Below are 23,313 nucleotides of genomic sequence, written 5' to 3'. Positions count from 1 at the left end.
TAGCTCATTCCTCGAAATGATGGACATTTTGAATGAGCAGCTGGTTGGTGAAAATAAAGAACCCGTGGCTTTCGACCACGACTGTCGTGAAGGTATTTGCGGAATGTGTTCGCTTTACATCAATGGCCGTCCTCACGGACCGGATGACGATGTAACCACCTGTCAGTTACACATGCGTAAATTTAAAGATGGTGAAACTGTTACCATCGAGCCTTGGCGTGGTGCTGCATTCCCGATCATCAAAGACTTGATCGTTGACCGTTCTGCTTTCGATAAAATTATCGCTGCCGGAGGTTATGTATCTGTGTCAACCGGTGGTGTGCCCGATGCCAATGCAATCCCAATTCCAAAAGTTGATGCTGATGAAGCAATGGATTCAGCCTCATGTATTGGTTGCGGCGCTTGTGTTGCGGCTTGTAAAAACTCATCGGCCATGTTGTTTGTTTCAGCGAAAGTGAGCCAACTGGCGTTGTTGCCACAGGGCCGTGTTGAAGCTAAACGCCGTGCGAAAGCAATGGTTGCAAAAATGGATGAGCTTGGATTTGGTGGTTGTACAAACACCGGAGCTTGTGAGGTTGAATGTCCAAAAAACATTTCAATTACGAACATTGCCCGCCTAAACCGTCAATATCTGGCTTCACGCTTGTCGGAATAGTCTGAATGACCCAATTAATACGAAGGCCTCAACAATTTGTTGGGGCCTTTGCTTTTTCCTGATTTTTTCCTCGCAATTTCACCAATCGCACTTCCTTGCTACCCGCGAATCAATTGGCCTGGCACCGAACAATTACTCTGAAGCCCCTAAAAAAAATAATTCACTTTCCATCACCGGAAGTCGGGAATTCTTGAGTCATTCCTGCGCTTTTTCACAAGACGGCAAAACTCAACGGGAGAAAAGCTGCCAGAGGATTCACTCGATAACGATAGTTCGATATAACTACAGGGGTTTGTCTTCCGGGGGAGCAGAATCGCCCTCTACTTTTGAACTGACAGGATCCGAATTCGCTTCCGGTTCATCCGCAACCGGTTTTCCTCGTGAAAAAAGCTCTTTAATCCGGTCGGCAAACTCAGTAAACAGTTCAACAATGGAATGACTGTATTTGGCCGTAAAATTGGTCATGGCGACCTGTATTACTGTGGCAACAATCCGGCGAAAACTATTCCGGTGTGTACGGAGGATCATTCTTCCGGAAATGAAATTGGTAAGTAAAGGAAGAATCGTTTCTAATATACCGCTCCGAACCTCAACAGCGTTTGAGAAATCACGCAGACTACTTCTGATGAGGTTAATTGGCCTAAGACTATCGAATGTAACCTTCACGTGTTGGATGAAATCGGCCCGTTCTTCTAACTGACGAGTTTCCAACATCCGAATTTCTTGCTTTAGCGATTTTCGCGTATACTTCATATGCTATCTTCCTCCTTCAAAATCTGGTTGATAATCGAATTCGTCATCGGATGTTTCAGGAGAGGTTTGCGGAAAATCAGCAAGATGATTGTTATCAAGCAATAAAAGCCGGAAACGGCAAAGAAACCGTAGTACATTTTTCCGAGGAATTCGCCCAACCATAGTCCAATGCCTATATTCAGGATTAAAAAGAAGATTAATGCTGCAAGAATTACTGGCAGCCATGAAACAATATTGGACAAAACATCCGATGTTTTGTCCAATGTTCTAAGTTTCAATAAATGAAGTGTTGTTTGGCCGTACTTCTGACCTTTTTCAATCAGCTCATCTATTAATTCCGTTTGTTCTTCCATAGAGGTTTTTTGTTCTTGATTAACAAGAATTAAAGTGGATACGTTGAATTAATTGGTAGACGGTTCTTCTTTTGCTTTGCTGGTAATCTTAGTCTCCAAATCTTTCACTTTCTTTTTAGCAGAATCAACCTGATCATGAAGATCGTCCATCAGATCGCTCATCTTTTCTTTCATGTCATCCAAATAATCCTCTCCTTTTTCGGCTATCTTACGCCTGGTTTCGGTTCCTTTATCCGGGGCGAACAAGATACCTAACATAGCACCGGCTGCTAATCCGGCCAAAACTCCAAGTACGACTTTTCCTGAACTCATAGCTTATAAATTTTAAGTTAAACAAAATGTATTATTTCCTTATTGACGTTCTTACTAAGTTAAACGAAATAGAAATCAAAGACAATTAATTGAACGTAAGAATGAGGGCGATAGTTCATATTTTTTCCTAAAACTGGATAATAATAAGACTTTTATGTAACATATATTAAACATTCGAAAATGCAGGCGCGAAAAGTAATACGAGCATTGGAGAACGAGAGGCGGTGCTTGAGGTAAATTATACCGATCTAAACAGTCGCGATTCGAAGGTGAGCTTGTTTCCGTTAATAGGGCTCCACTTCTCCACCACTTGATTCATCAATATCCTTTAGTTTCGGGTTTCCTTTGTATAGAACATCACCACCACTACTGGCGTTTGCGGTGAGCGATTCGATGGCATAGACAACGACATCAGCACCACTCGACGTAGCGGCACGAACAAACTGCGCGATAAGGTCACCACAATCCAGATCACTTCCACTTGAGGCATCAGCAGAGAGGTTACGTGTTTCACCAGCAATTTTAGCATCAGCACCGCTACTGGTACTTAACTGCACCGACTGCGCGAAAAGGCGCTCGAAGGCAACATCCGATCCACTGCTGGCTGAAATCCGGATCGTTTCAGCGTTGACCGCTCCATTGGCCGCCACATCTGCACCAGCAGAAGCCTCCAGGCGAGTAAGATCGTCGAAAGTAACATAGACTTTCCGGCTTTGGAACCAATCCCAAACCCAACCAGTGTGTTTTTCAATGTATATATGCAAGGTTTCACCCTCTACTTTTGTGATGATTTTATCAATCAAATCGTCATCAGCCTCCACCATTACCTGCTCCTGAGCGCCCTGAGTGAGGTACAGATCAATTCCGCCTGACACTGAAATTTGACTAAACGAACTGACGATCCGCTTTTGTTGATTCTGGCTTTCTGCCAAACTACCGAGACTAATAAATGCAAATCCTGCGGCGAGGACAATGCATCGGAATAATTTACTTTTCATCTTTAAGAGTATTTAAGCTTGATTTTACGCCTTCCAACCTGAAAGTTATGCGACCTGTTGCGGGCGCTTATTTAGGCGATACAGAGCCGCCCGAAGAAGTATGAATTTCCGTTTTAGCTGGCTTGCCCGAGTAACGAATCTGGCCACCGCTCGAAGCTTCAGCGATTATTTCGTCTGCAACTTCAATCGAGATTTGTGCTCCACTGGACACATCAAGCTCGCAACGTTTTGTGCGCAACTCACTTCCGATGAACTGCGCACCGGATGAAGCCTGAACTTCTGCTTTAGTGCTTGCTCCTGAAAGGTAGATTTGCGCTCCCGACGAACACCGGGCTTTCACCTCATCAGTTTGAATTTCGATAAACTGCATGCTTCCAGAGGAAGCTTTTACGGCAACCTTCGAGCCACGAACCAGCCCTTCACTGCGAATCACACTGCCGGAGGTAGACTCCACTTCCTCCAACCCAACGTAGTGAACATAGACCTTTTTGGATTCTGCCGACCGGATTCTGCTTTCCGAATAGATTTCGAGTGTTTTACCTTTCAGCTCAGTCCGAATGTAATCGTGCAAATTATCATCAGCCACAACTATAAGGTATTCTGTAGAATCCGAAACCAAAAGGACTTCCAGCCCGTTGGACACCTCCAAATTTACAAATCCGGATAATTGCCGGTTTTCCCGGGTAACAGTTCCGCTGCCTCTTACAGACGGACCTACATAAATACACGATTGAAGAAAGAAAAGTGAGACCAGGATTCCCCCTAAAAAGATCGATTTTCTCATGCTATAGAATGTTTATGCGATTGATCGTTAAAAAGCGTGTACCTTACAAATTTGCCCAAATAAAAGTGGAAAAGGATTTCAAATTCGCTGAAACCATGAAAATTATCGGTAAAACAAGCTATTAGAAGCCGAATCTCAACTCATTTTCTACTTGATCAGTTCACCAATCAACCTCAACCCTTCAAGTGTCAGATTTTCATCCACCCGATCAACCCGGCTGAATTCGTGAGCAAAAGTTGAAGCCAGGCCGCCGGTTGCGACCACCGTCAACGTTTGATTCAACTCCTCCTCAGTTTTGTTGATAATTCGTTCTACCAAGCCGGTATAACCAATCACAATGCCGCTTTGAATGGCGTGCACTGTGTTTGTTCCGAGCACCGAAGGAGGACGCACCGGCTGAACATCGGGAAGTTGAGCCGTATTACCGGCCAATGCCTGAATAGCTGTTCGCAAACCGGGCGCGATAGCCACTCCCAGAATGGTACCATCACTTGAGACTGTTGTAAACGTAAGCGCTGTTCCAAAGTCTATAATCATGCAACATCGTTTATAACAGGTAAAAGCCGCCATCGCATTGGCCACCAGGTCGCTCCCTATCTCGTAAGGATTTAACACATGAAGCGGTAAAAGCTCGAAAATCTCCGGACGAAGCAAGTGAGCACTGAGATTGAGAAAATGCTGAATCATATCCTCGAACTCCCGATTCAACGACGGCACAACACTACTTAAGATGACCTTATCGATTTGGTTTTTGCAGACCTTATTACTAGTAAACAAACTGCGAAAAATTACCTCATACTCATCCGCAGTTTTGAGAGGGTCGGTCTGTATACGCCAGATCTTTTGCCAAAAACCCTTTTCATTGACACCAAAAACAATATTTGTGTTACCAATATCGATTGCTAATAACATGTTTCCCCCGATTTTAAAATAGCAATTTAGCTGTTTTTATGAAGATTGATGAAATTTATTGCCGAATTGTACGTTACCCTATGTGAGCTTATTCTGATAAATTGTTCGCTAAAAAATATTTTTGTTTCATTTTTTACTTATTTTTATCAGACAGACCTTGAGGAACTCTAAGTTTTAACTGGTTTTTAACTCTTATTCTCTGATTTATGGTTACAAGTAAGAACCCCCTTATTTTTGTCGTCGAAGACAACCAAGTCTATAATCGACTGATTGTTAGTTTCTTAAAAACGAACAAACTAACCAACGTGGAGTCCTTCTCCTCGGGTGAGGATGCCATTAAAGCAATGGAGAAACAACCTGCGGTCGTTATTCAGGACTATCTGCTGGAAGGGATGAATGGTATTGAAGTTCTAAAAAGAGCTAAAAAAATAGCTCCGAACGTGGAATTCATTTTTCTTTCCGGACAAGACAACATTGACGTTGCAATTAATTCCATGAAATATGGTGCTTACGATTACATCGTTAAAGACCAGATGGCGTTGAAAAAAATGGTCAATAAAATTCAAAAAATACAGTCATACAACCAGTTGGAAGTATCAAGAACGAGATACAAAACAGGAGTGATCTTATTTTTCGTTTTCCTATCCCTTTTTATTATAGCGATGATAGCTGTAGCTCTGATGTATCCAAAATATTTTGGATTGAAGATCGGTACCATCTAAAACCAGACTAAATTTATTTTACAATAGATAATAAAACCCGGTATGACTAGTCATACCGGGTTTTATTATCTAACAAAGTCGACTTCGTTACGATTAATTTGCTTTAGAGATCACGATTCCCGGCTCAAACACAGCCGAAAATTGCGTGGGTGAATCCAGCACCTCCATAGCTTTGGAGATTCCCCGATCTGTTTTTATAGACGCCCGGATAGCGCCTTTTTGATAAAAGTATCGCGACACAATTTCATCCGTCATCATTTCTTTAATTTCAACCTGGAACTGGTTCAAGTCTCTGTCCAGTTCGTGACTGACTTGTGCCCGCAGTGCTTCAAACTGACTTTGAGCCATTTCATAGTATTGTTCAGCCTTAGCGACCTCTTCCAATTGATCCAAAGCCTCTTCAGTTTCCGATTCGTATTCAAAGTCATGCTCCCTTAAAAAGGTTTTAAACTGATCGTAAATAGCCTCAGTAATTTCGAAATCTTCCGGTTGTGGAATCGATTCGTTTTGGTACGCAAACTGCGTCGCAAAGTCGAAGATCATATACTTCTGCACCAAATTGATCGATAGGTTACTAATTCGATCCAAATCCACTTTAATATCGGGAGTAACTCCTCCTCCATCATAAACCTTCCGGCCCTTTCTGGTTGTGAACTCGGAGATCAGCGAATCTGGCACAACCCCCACACTACCGTCTTCGTTGCGATGAGAATAATCCAACGCCTGAATGCAACGTCCACTGGGGATATAGTATTTTGCGGTTGTCACTTTTAACTTGGTATTGTAGCTAAGGTCGCGGGTTGTTTGTACGAGCCCTTTTCCGAACGTTCGCGTTCCGATAATTACCGCACGGTCTAAATCCTGAAGGGCACCCGACACGATTTCTGATGCCGAAGCAGAGCCTCGATTGATAAGCACTGCCAATGGCATAATCGTGTCGACCGGATTCTCAGTCGCGTTATACACTTTATCCCATTGCTTCACCTTCCCTTTTGTACTAACAACTTCAACACCCTTTGGAACGAAGATATTCACAATCTTCACTGCCTCATTCAGCAAACCTCCCGGGTTCGAACGTAGATCCAGGATCAATGACTGCGCATGGTGTTTTTCTTTTAGTTCTTTCACCAGCTGCTTCACTTCGTCTCCACAATTGGCTGTAAAATTCGACAGGCGGATGTACCCGGTTTTATCATCGAGCATACCGAAATAGGGAACCGCATCAATTTGAATTTGTTCCCGCACGATTTCCACATCGAAGGGCTTTTTCTCGCCCGGACGATCAATCTTAACTCTTACAACCTGATTAGCCGGGCCTTTCAGCAAGTTACTAACATCTTCGGTATTCATTTTCTCAGTTGATTTGCCGCTAACTTCAAGCAATACATCACCGGCTTTTAATCCAGACTTCTGCGCCGGAAATCCTTCATAGGGCTCCGAGATAATGATCTTATCGCCGTTTCTACCTATTAAAGCACCAATGCCGGCATACTCGCCCGTTGTCATAAACCGAAAGTCTTCCATATCCGACTCGGGGATATAGGTGGTGTAGGGATCAAGCGACTCGAGCATTTTATCAATGCTGTTCTTGACCAAATCATTTGGATTTATTTCGTCGACATAAAACAGGTTAAGTTCCCGCACCAAAGTATAATAGATATCCAGATTCTTATCGATCTGAAATAATTTTTCGTCGCGGGTAAATGCGGTAAACAGAACAGCTACGGCTAATAAGAGTCCAAGCAGAATCCCAATTTTCTTTTTATGAACTGATTTCATTGCGTCAAATTTCAATTTAATATCGTTTTCCCTTAATATCAGTGCCCAGGCAATAGGTACAAACCGGAGGCTTAATTCTAAAAAAATGCCCGTTGACTCCCGACTTTGCGGGGTAAAAAGCAAATGTAATAAAGCTTGCCGGAATATCCGATTTAGAGGTCTTAGATTTCGTTAATTAATCTTAAAGGGGCAGCAGGTCAGTATCATGCATCAACGAACATCCCAAACTAGATACATCCACGCCTGAGGAATCAATTTTGTACCGAACGCTTTCGAAATCAATTCCCTGACTATACGACACCATAACAGAGTCACCACGACAGCTTTGATCGAAATTCAAATGGCGCGGCCCTATTCAATAGAATAACCGGACTTTTATTGTAAACGTTCAACTCCCGTCGCCCCGGTCGCTCGATAAATCCGATAATCGGGATAAAATACGCGAGCTGTTCATTTGCAACAGAATTATAAATAAAATGAAATGCCATTACAGATTGATGTATAAGTTTGTCGGATTTTCTATTTTTGTGCCATGTACTATTCTTACGTATTATATAATCTGGAAAATCACCGCTTCCACTACGGGTTTACGGTAGATTTAAAACAAACGGAAAAAGCCCACAACGAGGGATTGATTGACGAAACCCGGGGAATTCGTCCCTGGACAGTTGTGCACCACGAACCTTGTGGCAGTAAAAGTCAAGCGATTCGCCGCATTCGTTTTTACCGAACCATTGCAGGCCAACGCTATCTGAAACGAATATTAAACTTTTAGATTTCAACAAAAGATAGTTGATAATCATTCGTTAAGGAGCCATTAAGCTGCAAAGCTTTTTTGTAGATTTGCGAATTAGAAACTAAAATACAGACTAGAAATGAGACGAATTATTTTTGGAGCATTTATGATAAGCCTGCTGTTTACCGGATGTAAATCGATGCAGCGGATGAAAAACAATGAAGCTGCTTTACCTGCCAAGCAGGAACAAGCTGAAACAAAAGTGTTCTCGGTAGCCGAACCACAAGCACCGAAAGAACAAGCGCCAGCGGCCACGCAAACTCCGATAAAGCCGGTGCGTACACAGACCGAAACATTCACTTTCGACCAAAAGGATGACGCGACAAAATATCAGGGAAGCTCTTTCTTTGTTATTATTGGCAGCTTCAGCTCGGTAGAAAACGCCAACAAATACAAGCAGGAGTTGATTCCTCAAGGGTTCAATCCAATAGTATTACACAGCGAAACCGGTTACTATCGTGTATGTGTTAACTCATATGCAGAAGAGGCTTCTGCCCGTCAACGGGTGAATCAAATTCGGAGCGACTTCCCGAAATATGCCGACACCTGGCTTCTTATTAAAAGGTAATTCAAGCAGATACGATACAAAAAAAGCTTATTTCCTCCGGGAAATAAGCTTTTTTATTTTTATACGAACGTTGGTGTTAGTTTACAAATCGCCGGGAATAACCGAGGGGACACTAAGTAACAACTCCGCTGCTTTCTCCAACTTGTCATTATCTTTGGCAAAACACAACCTGATGTATCTTGCTTTGGTTTTTTCGTGGTAGAAAGCCGAAACCGGCAATGCCGCTATACCAAAGTCCTTTGCCAGCCGCTCAACGAACACGGTATCCGGATCGTCGGAGAGGCGCGAATAATCGATCAATTGAAAGTAACTGCCCTGCGAGGGAATTATCTTATAGAGGCTGTTTTCCATCAAACGCAAAAAATAGTTCCGCTTGCCCTGATAGAACGACGAAATCTCGTCGAAGGAATGATTGTTGGGTATATAATCAGCCAAAGCATACTGCATTGGTGTATTCACATTGTAAACCTGAAATTGCTGCATCCGACGGTATTCTGCCATCAGCTTTTCGGGTGCCAAACAATATGAAATACACCATCCGTTGATGTTGTATACCGCGCCAAACGATGAAACAATAAAACTCCGGTCGATTAATTTTTCGAAACGAGCAATACTTTGATGCGTCTGATTATCAAAAACAATCGACTCAAAAGATTCATCACTCAAAATCAAAATATTCGTGCCGTTTGTCAAGCGTTGCAACTGTTGCAAATCTTTTTCTGACAAGACAGCACCGGTAGGATTGTGAGGCGAATTCAGGATGATCATTTTCGTTTTAGTCGTGATCATCTTCCGCAGTTCCTCCCAATCAATGGTAAAGTTTGGCGCTTTCAACTCGATATAAACCGGTTTTCCGCCATTGAGTAAAATTGAAGGAACATAGGATTCAAAAGCCGGTTCGAACACAATCACTTCATCGTCGTCGCGAATGACCGAACTGATGACTGTATGAACAGTCTGGATGGTTCCGGCACCAACCGTAACCTCAGTATTCGGGTTGTAGCGATGACCATAGTTTTTCATCACCAAATCAGAAATAACCGTCCGCAATTTCAGAATACCCTCCAACGGAGCAAAATTGTGATAACCAGACCTTAAATAGTCAACTGCAAGGTCAACCAAATCAGACGAACAGCTAAAATCGGTTTTCCCGATTGCCATATCCAGAGCGCCTGTTTCTTCAACAAGCGAAGTGACTGAAGAAAAAATACTCCTGTTTGTATTAGGAAGTTTCGATTGTACCATAGCTATAATTAGGTCGGAAAGATACAAAAATACCAGATTTCAACATCTACTCCTTGCTAAATTAGACGATAATAAAAAAAGAACCACCTCAACTAAGGACTTCTTTAAGAACAGCCAGCGACTTTAAATCGCCTGACAAGTCAAGATGAACCTTATAATATTCAACCAGATGGTCGAGCAAATTACGGCGAATTCGGTTGTTAAAACGAAGCTTTCCAAGCTCGCTAAACTCAATCTCAAAAAGCTCTGCGAACTTTAGAGTGGTCTCCACATCCATAAACTGGCTGTGTACAGGTTCATCCTGTTTAAACGAAGCCGAAATCAGGTCGAAATAACGGAAAGGGATCGATGGTGGCGACTGTGGATCGACACCAAGATAGCGGGTAAGTCGAAACAAGAAACTGATTAAGAAATTATTGTCTCCTTCTTCAGCTAAATCCAACAAACACACCGCATGAAACAAAAAATCAAATAGTTCCACATTTCGCTCTTCTTCTTTCAAACACTTCATCAACAACTCGGCAAGGAAAATAGCCTGCGAGCTTTTTGCAATATCGTAGGGAAGTTTTGTAAAAGGAACGGCAAGACGGGCACTTTTTAAACGCTGAACAGCCCTTCCATCCCGATGGTAAACTTCGAGATCGAGCAAGAATAGTGGTTGAAAGACATTAATTCGTGTGTTCGACTTTTTGGAATGGACTCCACTGACGATATAGGATTGTTGTCCGTATTCCTCGGTGTAAATCCGGGCAATAACAGACGAATCGGAGTAATTAATGTAATGCAAAAATATTCCTCGGGTTTTCGTTAGCACAAGCCATTGCCTTTTAGTGAATGAAAAGAATCTTGGTTACAAAACTTTGCTCCCCAAACTGGTCGTTTCCAAAAACCATGTAAACACCGGTGCTGACACGGTTCCCCCGAAGGTTCTTTCCATTCCAGGTGGCCTGTCCGCCCAACGAAGTTGTTTTGTAGACTAAATTACCACTGATATCGGTAATTTTAAGATCTGTATCCTCAATCAATCCTGTAATTACAATGTCGCCGACATAGTCAGGCCTCACCGGATTGGGATAAGCGTACACATCGTCATAATCATCGGTTCCTTCGGTAGCAGTTCCCATATACGACACCAATCCTTTGGAAGTGCCGATAAAAACCTCTACCGACTGATCGTTGATTGACAGACTCGTGATTTCGTCGGATGGCAGCGGGCTGTTATCTGTTGTAAAGTGAAGGATTTCTTCCGTTCCGTCATCAGATATCAGATACACTCCGGAACTTTTCGTGCCAAACCATTTTCGGTTAGCACCGTCGATCGCGATCGCTGTAACAGCCTCCGTACTCAAAAGCGGATGGTAAAGTCCGTCGTCACTATCCAGCCCGGGTTGCGCGGCATAGAAAGTACCACCATCCCAAATATCTTCGGGTCGGTAATATACGCCAACGCCAACCGCTGTCCCAATCCAGATGGCTCCGTCGCGATCCTTCGCAATGGAATAGATATTGGTTAGTGGTGTAAAAAGTTCGTCTGAACCATTACTGTAATAAGCTGTAACTGTTAAACTTTTACTCGCAGTTCCGTCTGCTTTGCGCACTGCAATTGTGTTTGGGTTTCGTGCAATGGTCACCCATAAATCGTCATCTTCGGTAATAGCCATTGCGCCGACAACGGTTGTAGACTGAACGCCCGGCAAGGTGAAGGACTCCCACTCCCCTGTTGGTTTAAGCACCGAAAGCGGCTCGTCGACCATACAATTGACCACCCACAAATTTCCGTTACTGTCGTATTTCATATCGCTAATGCGGACGTAGGGTTCATTGGGTTGTGACGGGAGAGCTGTTTGAAGACTTGAATTGTAATTATGATACCGGCTAACAAATTCACCATTCATAAACTCGGATATACCGCCCCCCCATGAACCGGCAAAAACATGATCGGCATCTGACGGGTCAACCGTTACGCAGACCAGATCTCGAAAACCACTACTGAACTCGCTAACAGTCTGACTATCGAAGGAGCTCCAACTGCCATTTCGGTACAATTGAAAGCGAGGGGTAAAAAACATATTATTCCATTCCGATGTCCGTCCGCCATCGGCCATCCACAGATCGGTACCGGAGCAATTTAGGGCAAAAACATTTGTGGAGGCCGGGCCTTCCGGAGCGACCTGTTCATATGCTGTGCTACTCACTTTAACCAGTCCATAGTCGTTATCGGCAATCCACAAATAGCCATCAGCATCAGTAGCAGCGCTGTTGGCAAAAATCGGGTCGGCCGATGTCTCACCAAATTGATACGAAGCAATGCGGGCAACGAGCTGCGAACCGGGGTCATACACCTCCACTTTCGAATCGGCGGCCACCACCAACTGCCCGGCAGACACCATCAAATCCGTGATCGTATTCAGGGAACTTAAAAAAGGAGACCAGCCTGTTCCGTCCCAAGCGTAGAGCGCATCGTTTCCGTAGCCACCGTTTGTAGCGACAATCAGCTTGCCATCGAAATACGCCACCTGATCGAAATCGCCTTCGCTGTTTGGCAAGTTGCTTTGCTTGACCCAATTTCCGTAATATTGCAAGCTTTCAGAGTTGATATCGGCTCTATAAACACCATTCTCAGTAGCAGCATACAAATAAGTGCCATCAAAGGCCATTTCGTTTACACGAATTTGAGCCGCGTTATCGCCAATGTAATACGTATCTTTTACTTCCCGCCGCTCCAGGTTGAGGGCTACAATTCCGAAGCCACAAGACAAATAGGCCGTTTGACCGACCACCAGTATATTGTAGATTGTTTTATCGCCCAGAATTTGTTTCCGCTCAATGTCTGACATATTCACCACTTCGCCTGAGTAAACCAGATCGATATTACTACTTTCGTAAGCAACAATCAGCACATCGGCTTCCTCGCTGTATCCAATGGTCTCAATCCCAACGTCTGTCAATCCTTCAATGGCGTTGAGTTTCCGAACACTATTGTCTTCTTTGTCGAAGCTAAACAGGCCACCATTGGTGACACAGTAGATCTGATCGCCGACAACCATTACTTTTTGTCCTGACCGGTACGACAAGTATTCTTTCCATTGTCCTACCGCGAACGAAAGCATAGAGGACATCAACAAGCAAAAGATCAGCACTAATTTTCTCATTCGATTGGATTAACGATTTAGGAAAGCGACCAACTTTTGCACCGCTCGAGCCCGATGGCTGATTTTATTCTTCTCGGCCAGATCCATTTCGGCGAACGACAACGCATAGCCTTCAGGTTGAAAAATGGGATCATAGCCAAAACCTTTAGCACCTCTTTTTTCGCGGAGGATTTCGCCCCAAACTTCGCCGTTCATGAGAGTTTTCTTGCCGCCAATCACCACCGCAATGGCCGTTTTAAAACAGGCTTTCCGGTTTGCTTCGTTTTCCAACTTCAACAAAACTTTCGCCATATTGGCTTCAGCATCTTTCGCCTCTCCGGCATAGCGGGCCGAGTAAACGCCAGGCTCACCGTTCAATGCTTCAATCACCAAACCTGTATCGTCGGCAAAACAATCGTAGCCGAATTTTTCGAAAACATACATGGCTTTTTGCAAGGCATTGCCCTCGAGCGTTGTCGCTGTTTCAGGTATATCTTCGGTACAGCCGATGTCGGCCAAACCAAGCAGCTCAACCTGATCGCCCAGAATGTGCTGAATTTCCTTTATTTTATTGGGATTATTGGTAGCAAAAACAAGTTTCATGGCCGTAATTTTAGATCAACATTTTCCGATACAGACGTCAAATTTACAAAAACATCCCAATGTTTGCGCAAAACACGTGAAGCGGAACCTTGCTTATCAATTACATCCTTAAAAATTACCCGCATGAACCAAAAACGTTTTGCCATGGACTTATGCCGTGAACCCTAGAAACGAAAAAGCTGCCGGCTCACCCGACTTGTTCCGTTAAAAAGAAACAGATCAGGTGTTGCTGGCAGCTTTTTCCCGATTTAAGAATCGTTTCAGCTGTGTCTCAAATCAGGTTTAGCTTGCAGCCTGAGGCTCAGCTATTTTGGTGCTTCGCCGATCGATGTATACCCGAAGAAAGAAGTAGGCGATCGTTAAAGCCGCATAGCTTGCCGCTTGCAGGTACAGTGTCAGCAACTCCGTTCTTACATAGCTAATGTCTACGCCCATGGTTCGCAAACGCAGGTAAGCCGGGATGGCTGTTGTGCCGGGCAATAGTTTCGACAGGCCCACCAACCATTCGGGCATAGCTGATACGGGCCACGAAACGCCACTTAAAAACAAGGCGATGGGCGAAAGAAACATCATAAACACGATGGCCGACTCGCGGTGCCTTAGCAAGGTCGACAATCCGATTCCGAAGAAAATAACCGCCAGCAGAAAGGGAAACAGCAACATCAGAATTTCAATCATGCTACCTTTATCGGGGTATTGAAACCAGTCGTGCACCAGCACCAAGGCCAGACAAATATTAAAAGCCGAGATCAACAAATAGGCGCCCACACGTCCAAGAATATGCGGTAGAATTTCACGGTTTCGTTGTTGCTCCGGAAGAACAAAGGGCGTGCCCTTCGACTCGGAAAAGGTTCCGCCCATAATTCCGATTCCAATCAGCAAGGTTTGCTGAATGATAATTATAATCATGCCCGGCATGATAAAGCTTCCGTACGAACCGGCCGGAATATACAAGGTATGTGATTGTACGCTGAGTGGCGAGGCCGAAATCTTAGCCTGCTGCAGCGATTTGCCTTCGGCCAGATAATGTTTCACCCCAATGCCACCGTTAAAATAACTGTTTACATACGAGGCAGCCGTGTACATTGTCTTGTATTTCAGCAAATAACTGCCATCGGCATAAACAGCCACGTTGGTTTGCCTACCCGACAGGATCGTCTTCTGAAAATCCCTTGGGATGAGAACGACCCCACTGATTTTGTTGGCCATAAACAAGTCTTCGGCCTCCAGTAAACTGAGCGGTTTGCAGGCTACGCTAATTTCCTTCGAGGCATCGAGCATTCCGGTGTATTTGCGGCTGCTTGTTGTTTGATCCAAATCAACCACCCCAATCGGTAAATCGGTTAACGTTTCGTTGAAGTAGCCGAACGAATACACCAACGGATAAATTAGCAAAGCACCAATCAGAATTAACAAGGCACCGCTATCACCGAAAATCGCTTTCAGTTCTTTTTTAAAATGAATGGCGATTAGCTCGAAACTATTATTGTTAGATCTATTTTCTTTCATGACACTTATGATTTTCCCCAATGATTAGGATCGGCCAAAACTCGTTTGTAGGTTGCAAACGAAGTCATTCCAACAAGCATAAAAACCAGGATATAACACAGGTAGGGCAAAGATTCAAGAATTGGGGCTCCGCGCAACGATTGTGAGATCAGAAGTTTTTCCCACCAGGTAAACGGGAAGATGGCAGTCATCATTTGGGCGAATACCGGCATTCCCTCCATTGGGAATGTCAGACCGGCAAAGGTAACGCTCATCATCAGATAAGCACCCCCAATTGATAGCGACAGGCGCATGTTTTTGGTGGCGGCCACAAACATCAATCCCAGCACCTGATAAACGACAATGGTAATCAGTTGTCCGAAAAACAGGAGCATAAAACTACCCTTTATCGGCATCCCTTCAACCACATACAGCAAGTAGGCAATAAGCATGGCAAAGCCCGAGAAAATAACCGTATAGGGCAGAATTTTTCCTACAATGGCCAACCGAATGCTATTCGTGCTTGTCTCCAGCAAATCGGATCCGGTGCCTCGCTTTAGTTCGTTCCCAAACGAGTAAACCGAACTCATAAAGGCAAACAGGAACAGAATTAGGTACAGCATGGCCGAGTTCAGAAAATATCCGTAGTTAGCGTAGGGATTAAACAGCACGTGTTTTTGAATATTCACCGGCACTACCCGAGCCATTGCCTGCTCGTGGTTGTTGCCCGCCATCCCAAGTTTTTTCAACTGTATGCCTGCGGAAAAAGTTCCCAAGGTTGTTAAAAGCGAACGCTGAACCACACCCGCCACCGTAACGTTTGTACCATTAATGTACACAGGAACCGGAGATTCCACCCCCTGTAAGACATTCTTCTGAAGGTCGTTGGGCAACACCACAATGCCTTGCACCAATCCCTGTTTCATCCATTCCTGCGCTTCAAACAGATCGTGCGCTTCAGCAAGCACCTCAACATCGGGCGAGGCAGTAATGGCATTGCTGAGTTGGATGGACAGCGGAGTATTGTCCTGATCGACCACGGCAACAGGCATATCTTTTGCCACCCCCTGATGAAAGATGTAGAACAGCAGCAAAATACCAATCAGTGGGCCACCGAACAGCAAAAACCGGTAAGCCGGATTGAGTTTTATGCTCTCGGCTTCGCGACTAAAGACTGCAAATATCGGATGGTTCTTCAGCCTGTTCATATTATTCTTTTTCGGATAAGGTAACAACGGCTGTCATTCCGGGGCGCAGTCCTTCAATTTTTGAAACCGGGCGAGCTTCAATTTCAAACGATTTTAAATCGAATTGGCCGGAAGTTTTGGTTGCATTCCAACGTGCAAAATCGCCGGTTGGGCTGATATAGCTTACTTTAAACGCGAACGATTGGCTTTCAAGACCCGGGATGACAGCTTCAAAAGTACTTCCCATTTTAAAGTGGCTCATGTAATCTTCGCGAATGTAGAAGGTCACCCAAATGTTGTTCAAATCCAACACCGTAACAACCGGAAATCCGGTGGGCACCAATTCGCCTTCTTCCACATTCACCCCCGACACTTCGCCTCCGGCAATGGCATTAATCGATGTTTCGTTCATATAAGCCATCACCTCGGCAATGGCGGCATCGGCCCGTTTCACCATTGCGGCAGCAGCCGTTTTATCTTCTTCGCGGGCACCTTTCTCCGCTTTTTGCCAAATGGCCTTCGCTGCATTAGCTGTTTCGCGGGCGGCTTTCATTCGGGTTTCGGCTTCATCGCGCTGTTGCGCAGGCACTACTCCGTCGTTGAAAAGATTCTCGACCCGGGCAAAGGTTTTTTCGGCAAATTGTGCTGCGGCCTCAGCCTTTACGTAGGTGCTGTAAGCAGCGGTAATATCTTCGGCCTGCGCGCCATTTTGTGCTTTACGACTTTGCGCGTCGGCAGCCGAACGGGCAGCATTGGCATTCGCTAATTTGGCATCAATCTCGGGGCTGTCAATCGAAAATACAAAATCGCCTTTCTGAACCTGCTCTCCTTTTTCTACCGCGATTTCTTTAATCCGGCCGGGCACTTTCGAGGCAACATTGTATTGCTGCGCTTCCACCTCGCCCTGCAAAACAACGGGTCGGGGCCTCATAACGGTAATCAGCGTGTACACGATAAAGGCAACGATGGCGACCAAAACGATTATGGTGGTTAATGTTCTCTTGTTCATTATGCTTGTTTTTTTGGTTACATTTTAAATTGAATGACTACAACGTTTCGGTGATTACGCATTCACCTTTCGAGAAAGCAATGAATTGCTCAGGGACGCCGGCCGTTTGCATGAAGTAGGCCAGCGCGACGTCGTACTGATAAAGTACATTCAACCGTTGCGTTTTCACAGCCATGACTTTCGTATTCGCCTCAACTACAGTTGTCGATGTGGCAAAGCCTTCGTTAAAAGCCTTTTCGGCACTCGACCGATACTCGACTGCCAGTTCGAGGGTGGTCTCCAGTTCATCTTTCTGCTCAATCTGCATCTGAAGTTCGTGAAACAGTTTCACCAAATAAGCTTCCAGATCATCGTTGGCTTTTTCTTCGGCATAAGCAACCTGATTGTGCCTGGTTTCGCTGGCACGAAGGTTATTTTTGCGAGCCATTCCATTGAAAAGAGTCCATCGCATACCAACACCAACCATCCAGTCGGGCATGTAGGGCGAAAAATCTTTATCAACCAGATTGTAGTTTCCCATTGCGGCAATCGTTGGCAAATACTCATTCTTTTCAATCGTGTGCTTAATATCCACCAACTCTTTTTTCTGTTGAATTTGGTTCAGCTGCGGGTTCAAGTCCTTCGCGTTGTCGATCCACGCCTTTAATTCTGCGACGTCGGGGTTGATGAATAAGTTGCTGGCCGGAATAACAACCGGTAACGAGTCGCCCGCCAGAGTCGCATTTAGGCCGGTGCGCAGGATCTCCACATTTCGTTTGGCTTTTTTTAATTCACGCTCGGCTTCGTTGCGGGCAACTTCCGAATGCAGCAATTCAACCCGGGCAATCATCCCGTTTTCGAAAAGTTTTTGCGCGTCAGAATAATGGTTCTCCATACTCACAAGCATCTCAGTTCGCAGATCGACCACCTGCAGCCCCAAAACCAGACCGTAGTATCGGGTCACCAACTCGGTAAGCAGCAGGCCTTCGGTATGGCGCAACTCCTCCTTGCTAATCTTAAACTCAGCATCAGCCGCTTTATTGGCGCCATCAATTTTTCCTCCGGTAAAAATTGGCCATAAGAAACTTGCCGACACCAGAGCGAAGTTTTCTTCCTGAATTGTTTCATCCCAGTTGGCCATTTCAATCTCCTCGGCGGCATCGAGCAACTGCGAACGAACAGCCTGTGTGCTTAACTCATCAGTCAGCGTAGGCATCAGGCTACTGGTTGCCGGATCGGGATTGGCCACCCCGCTAAATACACCGTAAGTCCCCAGAGTTTCATAAAGCGGGGTAATTGCTTCGCTCACCGGTGTTAGGTCGAGGTGAAGCGGATCGGACATGGCCACTGCCTGTGCGCTAATTGACACCGACGGCAGATGCAGCCCTTTTTTCGATTTCATCTCAAATTCTTTCTGGCGGATTTCTTCTTTTTGGCGAAGAAGTGCCGGATTTTGTTTCAGCATCATCTGCATAGCCTGATCGAACGACAGCAATTGCGCTTGCTCCTGCCCGAAAACCGATCCACAAGCAACAAATAGCGCCAGAAGCATCGTCCATGTCAGTCGTTTTTGAATTGTTCTCATGTAGCTCTGTTATTTTAAAAATTTTTGGAGTATGCTTAGTAAGTGATTGATATCCGCCTCGGTAATTTGCTCCTGGTCGGCGTATTTATATTTCTGGTTGATGAACTGAATGGTCATGATAAACAGGATCAGATACAAATCATCCACACCCAGTTCCTCATCGAGACAACCCGATGCCACACCAATGTTGCGTATGGTTTCAATAAACCGGAGGTTCTTGCTGCGAATCTCATCGTCGATAACAAAGTTGTAATCATTGGTGAGCACATACAAAAATTTCACTTTAATCGGCTCCGAGTTGGCAATTCCAACAAAGTAGCGAATCATCTTTTCAATGCTTCCCGGGAAGGAAGAATCCTCTTTTATAAACTCGCCGAACTTATTGAAAACCTCTTGGTAAACTTCCTGCAAAATCGCGTTCACCATTTCATATTTGCCTTTGTAGTGCCGGTAGAAATATCCGGAGGCAACTCTCGCGTCTTTGGCGATCAACGCTGCCGATGCACCACCAAAACCGTGAGCAACCACCAACTTCATGGTCGATTGCTTGAGCCGGTCTACCTTATTTTGATCTGTGATTCGTGCCATTATTCGCGTTTTAATAAATGAATATTCATTCATTTATGACACAAAAGTAAAAACTTTTCTCACAACAGGAATTCACGGTTCAAAAATTTAATCCCGATTTAAATGATTGTTAATGAGCAGACCGCTACGAAATAAAGAACCGGATGGAGGGGGCTGGCTGGATTAGGAATAATGGGAATGCACGACATCAAATGTTGCCGCACTTAAACAAAGCGTGCCACGACTATTGAACTTCTCGACATCAATAATCCTGGCACGGAAAACAGATTCCACGGGGAAAACTAAAGCTATACTTATCCGGTGACGGTTTTTCGACCGCACCTTAGGGTTTAATTTTCTGAAACAATCCCATAAGTTTGGTTTGGTAGATCTCTGAAATTTGGGTTTCGTGCTCGCCAATGGGTTTTACAGGAATTAAATCCATGACTTCGTTGCCGCTCAATCCCGAATTGAAGTACAAATCAATAGCAGCCGATAAAGTTTGCTGTATTGTTTCCTTGCTCTCCGATGCGGTCAATCCCATTTGCACGCCCAGCTTCTGCATTTCCTGCCATTGAAACCAAAAATAGGTGGGCAACATGGCCGAAACCAGTGCATAAGCCTCCAGTTTTGATTCCTCCGTTTCAAACGTGTTTCCAAGAATATTCAGCAACTCAACAAGTGCTTGTTTCTCGTTTGCCGGGAATTCGGCTGAAAACGAAATCGGGTTAAAACCTTCGTTGATATAAGAAGTGGCGTTCGGAATCATCCGTGCAATGTTTTTCGAAAGCAGCTTGGACGCAAGCTTTTCGATACTGATTTTCGGGGCGAACGAAACCACCTGTGTCTTTTCTGAAACAGCTGCTTTAATTTGCTCTAAAGCGTCCATAATAACCGGAGGGTGCAAGGCTATAAAAACTACGTCTTGCTTTGCCGCCACAGTACACGAATCAGTGGTCTGAATTTTCGGGAACTGCTTTTTCAGCGCGTTCAGAACTTCTGCATTGGTATCGCAAACCAGCACTGATGACAGGTCGATTTGTTTGTTTGCCAACGCTTGCAGAAAAATTTTAGTTATTCTTCCGCCACCAATAAAACCGAGTGATTTCGTCTTCATTATTTTAAAGTTTAGTTGAAAAATAAAGCTTTACTACGCCTTGATTTTACTTCATCATTTTGTAATGGATATCAGCAAAAACACGATGGCCCAACGATTTAGGATGGCACGAGGTACAGCTCATTTTAACTGAAGCATTGTTTACTTTGCCTTCGCTGCCATGACAGGCCAGACAGGTGTTCGCCTCTAAGTTACTAGTTGTATCAGCAATATACGTATTGTTGTAAATGTCGTTAAGTGCCTGGGTAATTTTGTAAGCTACATCGCCGGTCATCCGGCTGCACCTTTCTTTGCGCTCTTTGCTGTCGACTTTAAATCCTGCGGCTTTGCACCAGTTTGTACTTGATGCATGGCACAAAACTGAATTTGAAATACTCTGCTCAGGAATATAGTCCAGTTTAGGGTTTTGCGGACTGAATGCCGGCAATGATTCCTGCTCGTACCACCTAAAAATATCGGCAATCATTTTGTCCTGAATGCTCTTAGCGCTTACTAACAAACCAATAAGCGCTGCCGCACCATTCAGCGTTCCGCATATCGTTCCGCAACCGCCAACTCCGCCATGTCCATATTTAAACAAATGCATAGGAAATGATGTAAATGGCTCGCCTATTTTTTCTGACAACTGCGAAATAATACTCTTTACGGTTGCGTACATACAACTTCCTTCGTTGTAAAACCCATAAGCCAATTGGGCACTAACAGCAGGGTCAAGCAAGACATACTTCCAGTTGGTTTCCGTTGTTTGGTCGTAATCAACTTTGCCGGGTTCGACTTCGGGTTGTTTTTCGGGTTTAAACGCTGTAGAAAGTGCAAATAAACCGACTCCAGTACCTGCAAAAGCACCGGCCGCTACTTTCATTGCTTTTCGTCTATCCATTTTTCTTGGTTCTATAGTATCCAGTTAAATAAAAATCCCAGCAAAATGATAAATACGGTAATGGTGCCAAAGAAAATACCGATCAGCTTCCACTTCATCACTTTTTTCAACAAAGTGGCCTCCGGCAACGACAAGCCCACTACGGCCATCATAAACGCGATGGCAGTGCCCAGCGGAACACCTTTGGCAACAAAAACCTGAATAACGGGAACAATTCCCGCAGCATTGGCATACATGGGAACAGCAAGAACAACAGCCAACGGAACAGCATACCACTTGTCAGCCGATAGGTATTCGGTAAAAAAGTTTTCGGGAACAAACCCGTGCATAGTCGCGCCAATCGCAATACCAATGATCACATACAAAAGCACTTTTCGCACAATCTCCCATCCTTCCTTAATGATTCCGGGCAGGCGTTCGATAAAAGGAGTTTTTTCCGATTCCCATTCCTCCGAAGCCTGTTGAGAATTCGACTGTATCTGCTTGACCCAATCGCTGAGATAGCGGTCGAGTTTCAATTTCCCTAACACAAAACCACCGATAGCGCCCATTAAAATTCCACTTGCAGCGTAAACCAATGTTGGTTTTATCCCAAATAAACCCAGAAACATGGCTACCGCTACTTCGTTAACCAATGGCGAAGTAATCAAAAAAGAAAAAGTAACGCCAAGAGGAATTCCACCGTTTACAAAACCGATAAACAAAGGAATTGAAGAGCACGAGCAGAAAGGTGTTACTGCCCCGAAAAACGAGGCAAAGAAATATTCCAAACCATACAATTTCTTTGTGGTCAAATAAATACGCAACCGGTCAACCGGGAAATACGCGTTCACCACGCCCATTAAACTGCTAATCAGGAATAGCAGGATGACTATTTTAATGGTATCGTAAAAGAAAAAGTTGACCGCTTCACCTAAATGTGATTCAGGATTGAGTTTCAATAAATCAAACGTAAAAGCATCAACCAGACCAGGCAAATAATGATACAGTGCCAGCAAAAGCGGTAAAACAATCGCAATCAATGTTACCAACCGGGCTTTGCTATTACTCCCCTGATTTTCTGCGTCGGGTTTTTCGAGGGCTACAGCAACATCCTGTCCTTTGTCTCTGTTTTTTTGTAGAATACTAGTTATACTCATTCTTCATTCTTTTTATTGTTCGTTAAACACCGAACATACAAGGCAAATTTTTTAGAAATAAATGGTGAAAATGTAATACAGTCCGACAACGATAAACACTACCGCCACTACTCGTCTGAACCACAGTTCAAATGTTTTTAGTTTATTGTAAACATTGCCGATTGAACCAACGCTAAATGCGATAAGCCAGGCAAATATGATCACGGGGATTCCGGTAGCAATGGCAAAAAACAGCGGTAAATACAATCCACTCGCACTGCTGATTGTCATGGGCATTAGCATACCGAAATAAAGTACGCCGCTGTAGGGGCAAAATGCCAGGGCGAAAACAATTCCCAATAAAAGAACTCCCCAGAATCCGCTGTTCTTTTTGTTCTCCATTTTCTCGGTCAACGAACCGATACCGGGTATTTTAAGTCGTAATACGCCAAGCATAAACAAGCCGATGATGATCAAAAGCGGCCCCAGTGCCTTTTCGCCCCACTCCTGAAAGAAGCCTGCAAACTCGAACTGGCTCGCTCCAAAAAAGAAAAGTAACCCAATGCCTGTGTATGAAATAGCCCTACCCAGGGTATAGACCAACCCATTAACAAATACCTTTCGCTGGCTCACAATATCTTTACTGATAAAGCCGATCGCTGTAATGTTGGTTGCCAAAGGGCAGGGACTTATGGCTGTCATAAGTCCCAAAATAAATGCGGTAAAGATTGGAAACTGCGATGTTTCCAAAAAGTTTTGTAATACCTCCATG

Annotated in this window: 24 protein-coding genes; 4 read left to right on the top strand and 20 right to left on the bottom strand. The window is 44.4% G+C overall.

Annotated elements, in window-relative coordinates:
• The coding region (locus tag ABZD21_RS10030; RefSeq protein ID WP_372774844.1) for a succinate dehydrogenase/fumarate reductase iron-sulfur subunit at window positions 1-655 on the top strand (655 nt) is incomplete at its 5' end.
• Window positions 656-937: 282 nt separating this feature from the next.
• Here ABZD21_RS10030 and ABZD21_RS10025 read toward each other — a convergent pair.
• The 6 genes from ABZD21_RS10025 to ABZD21_RS10000 form a co-directional block, all read right to left on the bottom strand.
• Complete coding sequence (locus ABZD21_RS10025) at window positions 938-1,408, bottom strand: hypothetical protein (protein WP_372774843.1); 471 nt, start codon at window positions 1,406-1,408, stop codon at window positions 938-940.
• Window positions 1,405-1,761 (bottom strand): hypothetical protein, encoded by a 357-nt coding sequence (locus ABZD21_RS10020; protein WP_372774842.1) that lies wholly within the window; start codon window positions 1,759-1,761, stop codon window positions 1,405-1,407. Before ABZD21_RS10020 ends, ABZD21_RS10025 begins: the two co-directional genes overlap by 4 nt.
• Before the next feature lie 48 nt (window positions 1,762-1,809).
• The gene (locus tag ABZD21_RS10015; protein WP_372774841.1) at window positions 1,810-2,073 is read right to left on the bottom strand and encodes a YtxH domain-containing protein; all 264 of its coding nucleotides are present in this window, start codon (window positions 2,071-2,073) and stop codon (window positions 1,810-1,812) included.
• Window positions 2,074-2,357: 284 nt separating this feature from the next.
• On the bottom strand, window positions 2,358-3,071 hold the full coding sequence (locus ABZD21_RS10010) for a head GIN domain-containing protein (protein ID WP_372774840.1): 714 nt from the start codon (window positions 3,069-3,071) through the stop codon (window positions 2,358-2,360).
• Window positions 3,072-3,138: 67 nt separating this feature from the next.
• Window positions 3,139-3,855: a head GIN domain-containing protein gene (locus ABZD21_RS10005; RefSeq protein ID WP_372774839.1), complete on the bottom strand. Its 717-nt coding sequence runs from the start codon at window positions 3,853-3,855 to the stop codon at window positions 3,139-3,141.
• A gap of 147 nt (window positions 3,856-4,002) precedes the next feature.
• Complete coding sequence (locus tag ABZD21_RS10000; protein ID WP_372774838.1) at window positions 4,003-4,767, bottom strand: type III pantothenate kinase; 765 nt, start codon at window positions 4,765-4,767, stop codon at window positions 4,003-4,005.
• Between the two features lie 206 nt (window positions 4,768-4,973).
• On the opposite strand from ABZD21_RS10000, the gene ABZD21_RS09995 reads away from it, so the two are divergent.
• The gene (locus ABZD21_RS09995) at window positions 4,974-5,489 is read left to right on the top strand and encodes a response regulator (RefSeq protein ID WP_372774837.1); all 516 of its coding nucleotides are present in this window, start codon (window positions 4,974-4,976) and stop codon (window positions 5,487-5,489) included.
• A 93-nt stretch (window positions 5,490-5,582) separates the two neighbouring features.
• On the opposite strand, the gene ABZD21_RS09990 is transcribed toward ABZD21_RS09995, so the two are convergent.
• Window positions 5,583-7,268, bottom strand: a complete 1,686-nt coding sequence (locus tag ABZD21_RS09990) for a S41 family peptidase (RefSeq protein WP_372774836.1) — start codon at window positions 7,266-7,268, stop codon at window positions 5,583-5,585.
• A gap of 532 nt (window positions 7,269-7,800) precedes the next feature.
• Between ABZD21_RS09990 and ABZD21_RS09985 the strand changes: the two genes are divergently transcribed.
• The gene (locus ABZD21_RS09985; RefSeq protein ID WP_372774835.1) at window positions 7,801-8,043 is read left to right on the top strand and encodes a GIY-YIG nuclease family protein; all 243 of its coding nucleotides are present in this window, start codon (window positions 7,801-7,803) and stop codon (window positions 8,041-8,043) included.
• Window positions 8,044-8,143: 100 nt separating this feature from the next.
• Window positions 8,144-8,632 (top strand): SPOR domain-containing protein, encoded by a 489-nt coding sequence (locus ABZD21_RS09980; RefSeq protein ID WP_372774834.1) that lies wholly within the window; start codon window positions 8,144-8,146, stop codon window positions 8,630-8,632.
• An 81-nt stretch (window positions 8,633-8,713) separates the two neighbouring features.
• Here the strand turns inward: ABZD21_RS09980 and ABZD21_RS09975 are convergent, their stop codons facing one another.
• The 13 genes from ABZD21_RS09975 to ABZD21_RS09915 all read right to left on the bottom strand — a co-directional run bounded on the left by ABZD21_RS09975 (window position 8,714) and on the right by ABZD21_RS09915 (window position 23,312).
• The gene (locus ABZD21_RS09975; protein ID WP_372774833.1) at window positions 8,714-9,877 is read right to left on the bottom strand and encodes a methionine aminotransferase; all 1,164 of its coding nucleotides are present in this window, start codon (window positions 9,875-9,877) and stop codon (window positions 8,714-8,716) included.
• Window positions 9,878-9,965: 88 nt separating this feature from the next.
• Entirely contained in the window at window positions 9,966-10,691 is a 726-nt protein-coding gene (recO, locus tag ABZD21_RS09970) for a DNA repair protein RecO (RefSeq protein ID WP_372774832.1), read from the bottom strand.
• A gap of 13 nt (window positions 10,692-10,704) precedes the next feature.
• Window positions 10,705-13,029, bottom strand: a complete 2,325-nt coding sequence (locus ABZD21_RS09965; protein ID WP_372774831.1) for a two-component regulator propeller domain-containing protein — start codon at window positions 13,027-13,029, stop codon at window positions 10,705-10,707.
• Window positions 13,030-13,038: 9 nt separating this feature from the next.
• Window positions 13,039-13,611 (bottom strand): non-canonical purine NTP diphosphatase, encoded by a 573-nt coding sequence (locus ABZD21_RS09960; protein WP_372774830.1) that lies wholly within the window; start codon window positions 13,609-13,611, stop codon window positions 13,039-13,041.
• 282 nt (window positions 13,612-13,893) lie between these two features.
• Window positions 13,894-15,120, bottom strand: coding sequence for an ABC transporter permease (locus tag ABZD21_RS09955; RefSeq protein ID WP_372774829.1), 1,227 nt, complete (start codon window positions 15,118-15,120; stop codon window positions 13,894-13,896).
• Window positions 15,121-15,125: 5 nt separating this feature from the next.
• Complete coding sequence (locus tag ABZD21_RS09950) at window positions 15,126-16,307, bottom strand: ABC transporter permease (RefSeq protein ID WP_372774828.1); 1,182 nt, start codon at window positions 16,305-16,307, stop codon at window positions 15,126-15,128.
• 1 nt (window position 16,308) lies between these two features.
• On the bottom strand, window positions 16,309-17,295 hold the full coding sequence (locus ABZD21_RS09945; protein ID WP_372774827.1) for an HlyD family secretion protein: 987 nt from the start codon (window positions 17,293-17,295) through the stop codon (window positions 16,309-16,311).
• 37 nt (window positions 17,296-17,332) lie between these two features.
• The gene (locus ABZD21_RS09940) at window positions 17,333-18,859 is read right to left on the bottom strand and encodes a TolC family protein (RefSeq protein WP_372774826.1); all 1,527 of its coding nucleotides are present in this window, start codon (window positions 18,857-18,859) and stop codon (window positions 17,333-17,335) included.
• Window positions 18,860-18,868: 9 nt separating this feature from the next.
• Window positions 18,869-19,447: a TetR/AcrR family transcriptional regulator gene (locus ABZD21_RS09935; protein WP_372774825.1), complete on the bottom strand. Its 579-nt coding sequence runs from the start codon at window positions 19,445-19,447 to the stop codon at window positions 18,869-18,871.
• 322 nt (window positions 19,448-19,769) lie between these two features.
• On the bottom strand, window positions 19,770-20,543 hold the full coding sequence (locus tag ABZD21_RS09930; protein ID WP_372774824.1) for a pyrroline-5-carboxylate reductase family protein: 774 nt from the start codon (window positions 20,541-20,543) through the stop codon (window positions 19,770-19,772).
• Between the two features lie 46 nt (window positions 20,544-20,589).
• Complete coding sequence (locus ABZD21_RS09925; protein WP_372774823.1) at window positions 20,590-21,423, bottom strand: C-GCAxxG-C-C family (seleno)protein; 834 nt, start codon at window positions 21,421-21,423, stop codon at window positions 20,590-20,592.
• Window positions 21,424-21,434: 11 nt separating this feature from the next.
• Entirely contained in the window at window positions 21,435-22,562 is a 1,128-nt protein-coding gene (locus ABZD21_RS09920; RefSeq protein ID WP_372774822.1) for a permease, read from the bottom strand.
• 51 nt (window positions 22,563-22,613) lie between these two features.
• A complete protein-coding gene (locus ABZD21_RS09915; protein ID WP_372774821.1) occupies window positions 22,614-23,312 on the bottom strand; it encodes an aromatic aminobenezylarsenical efflux permease ArsG family transporter in 699 nt (232 codons plus the stop codon).
• Window position 23,313: the final 1 nt, after the last annotated feature.

Source organism: Mangrovibacterium sp. (genome assembly GCF_041596335.1).
Taxonomy (GTDB): Bacteria; Bacteroidota; Bacteroidia; order Bacteroidales; family Prolixibacteraceae; genus Mangrovibacterium.
The sequence above is the reverse complement of the archived record's forward strand: the minus strand, read 5'-3'. Positions and strand labels throughout refer to the sequence as shown.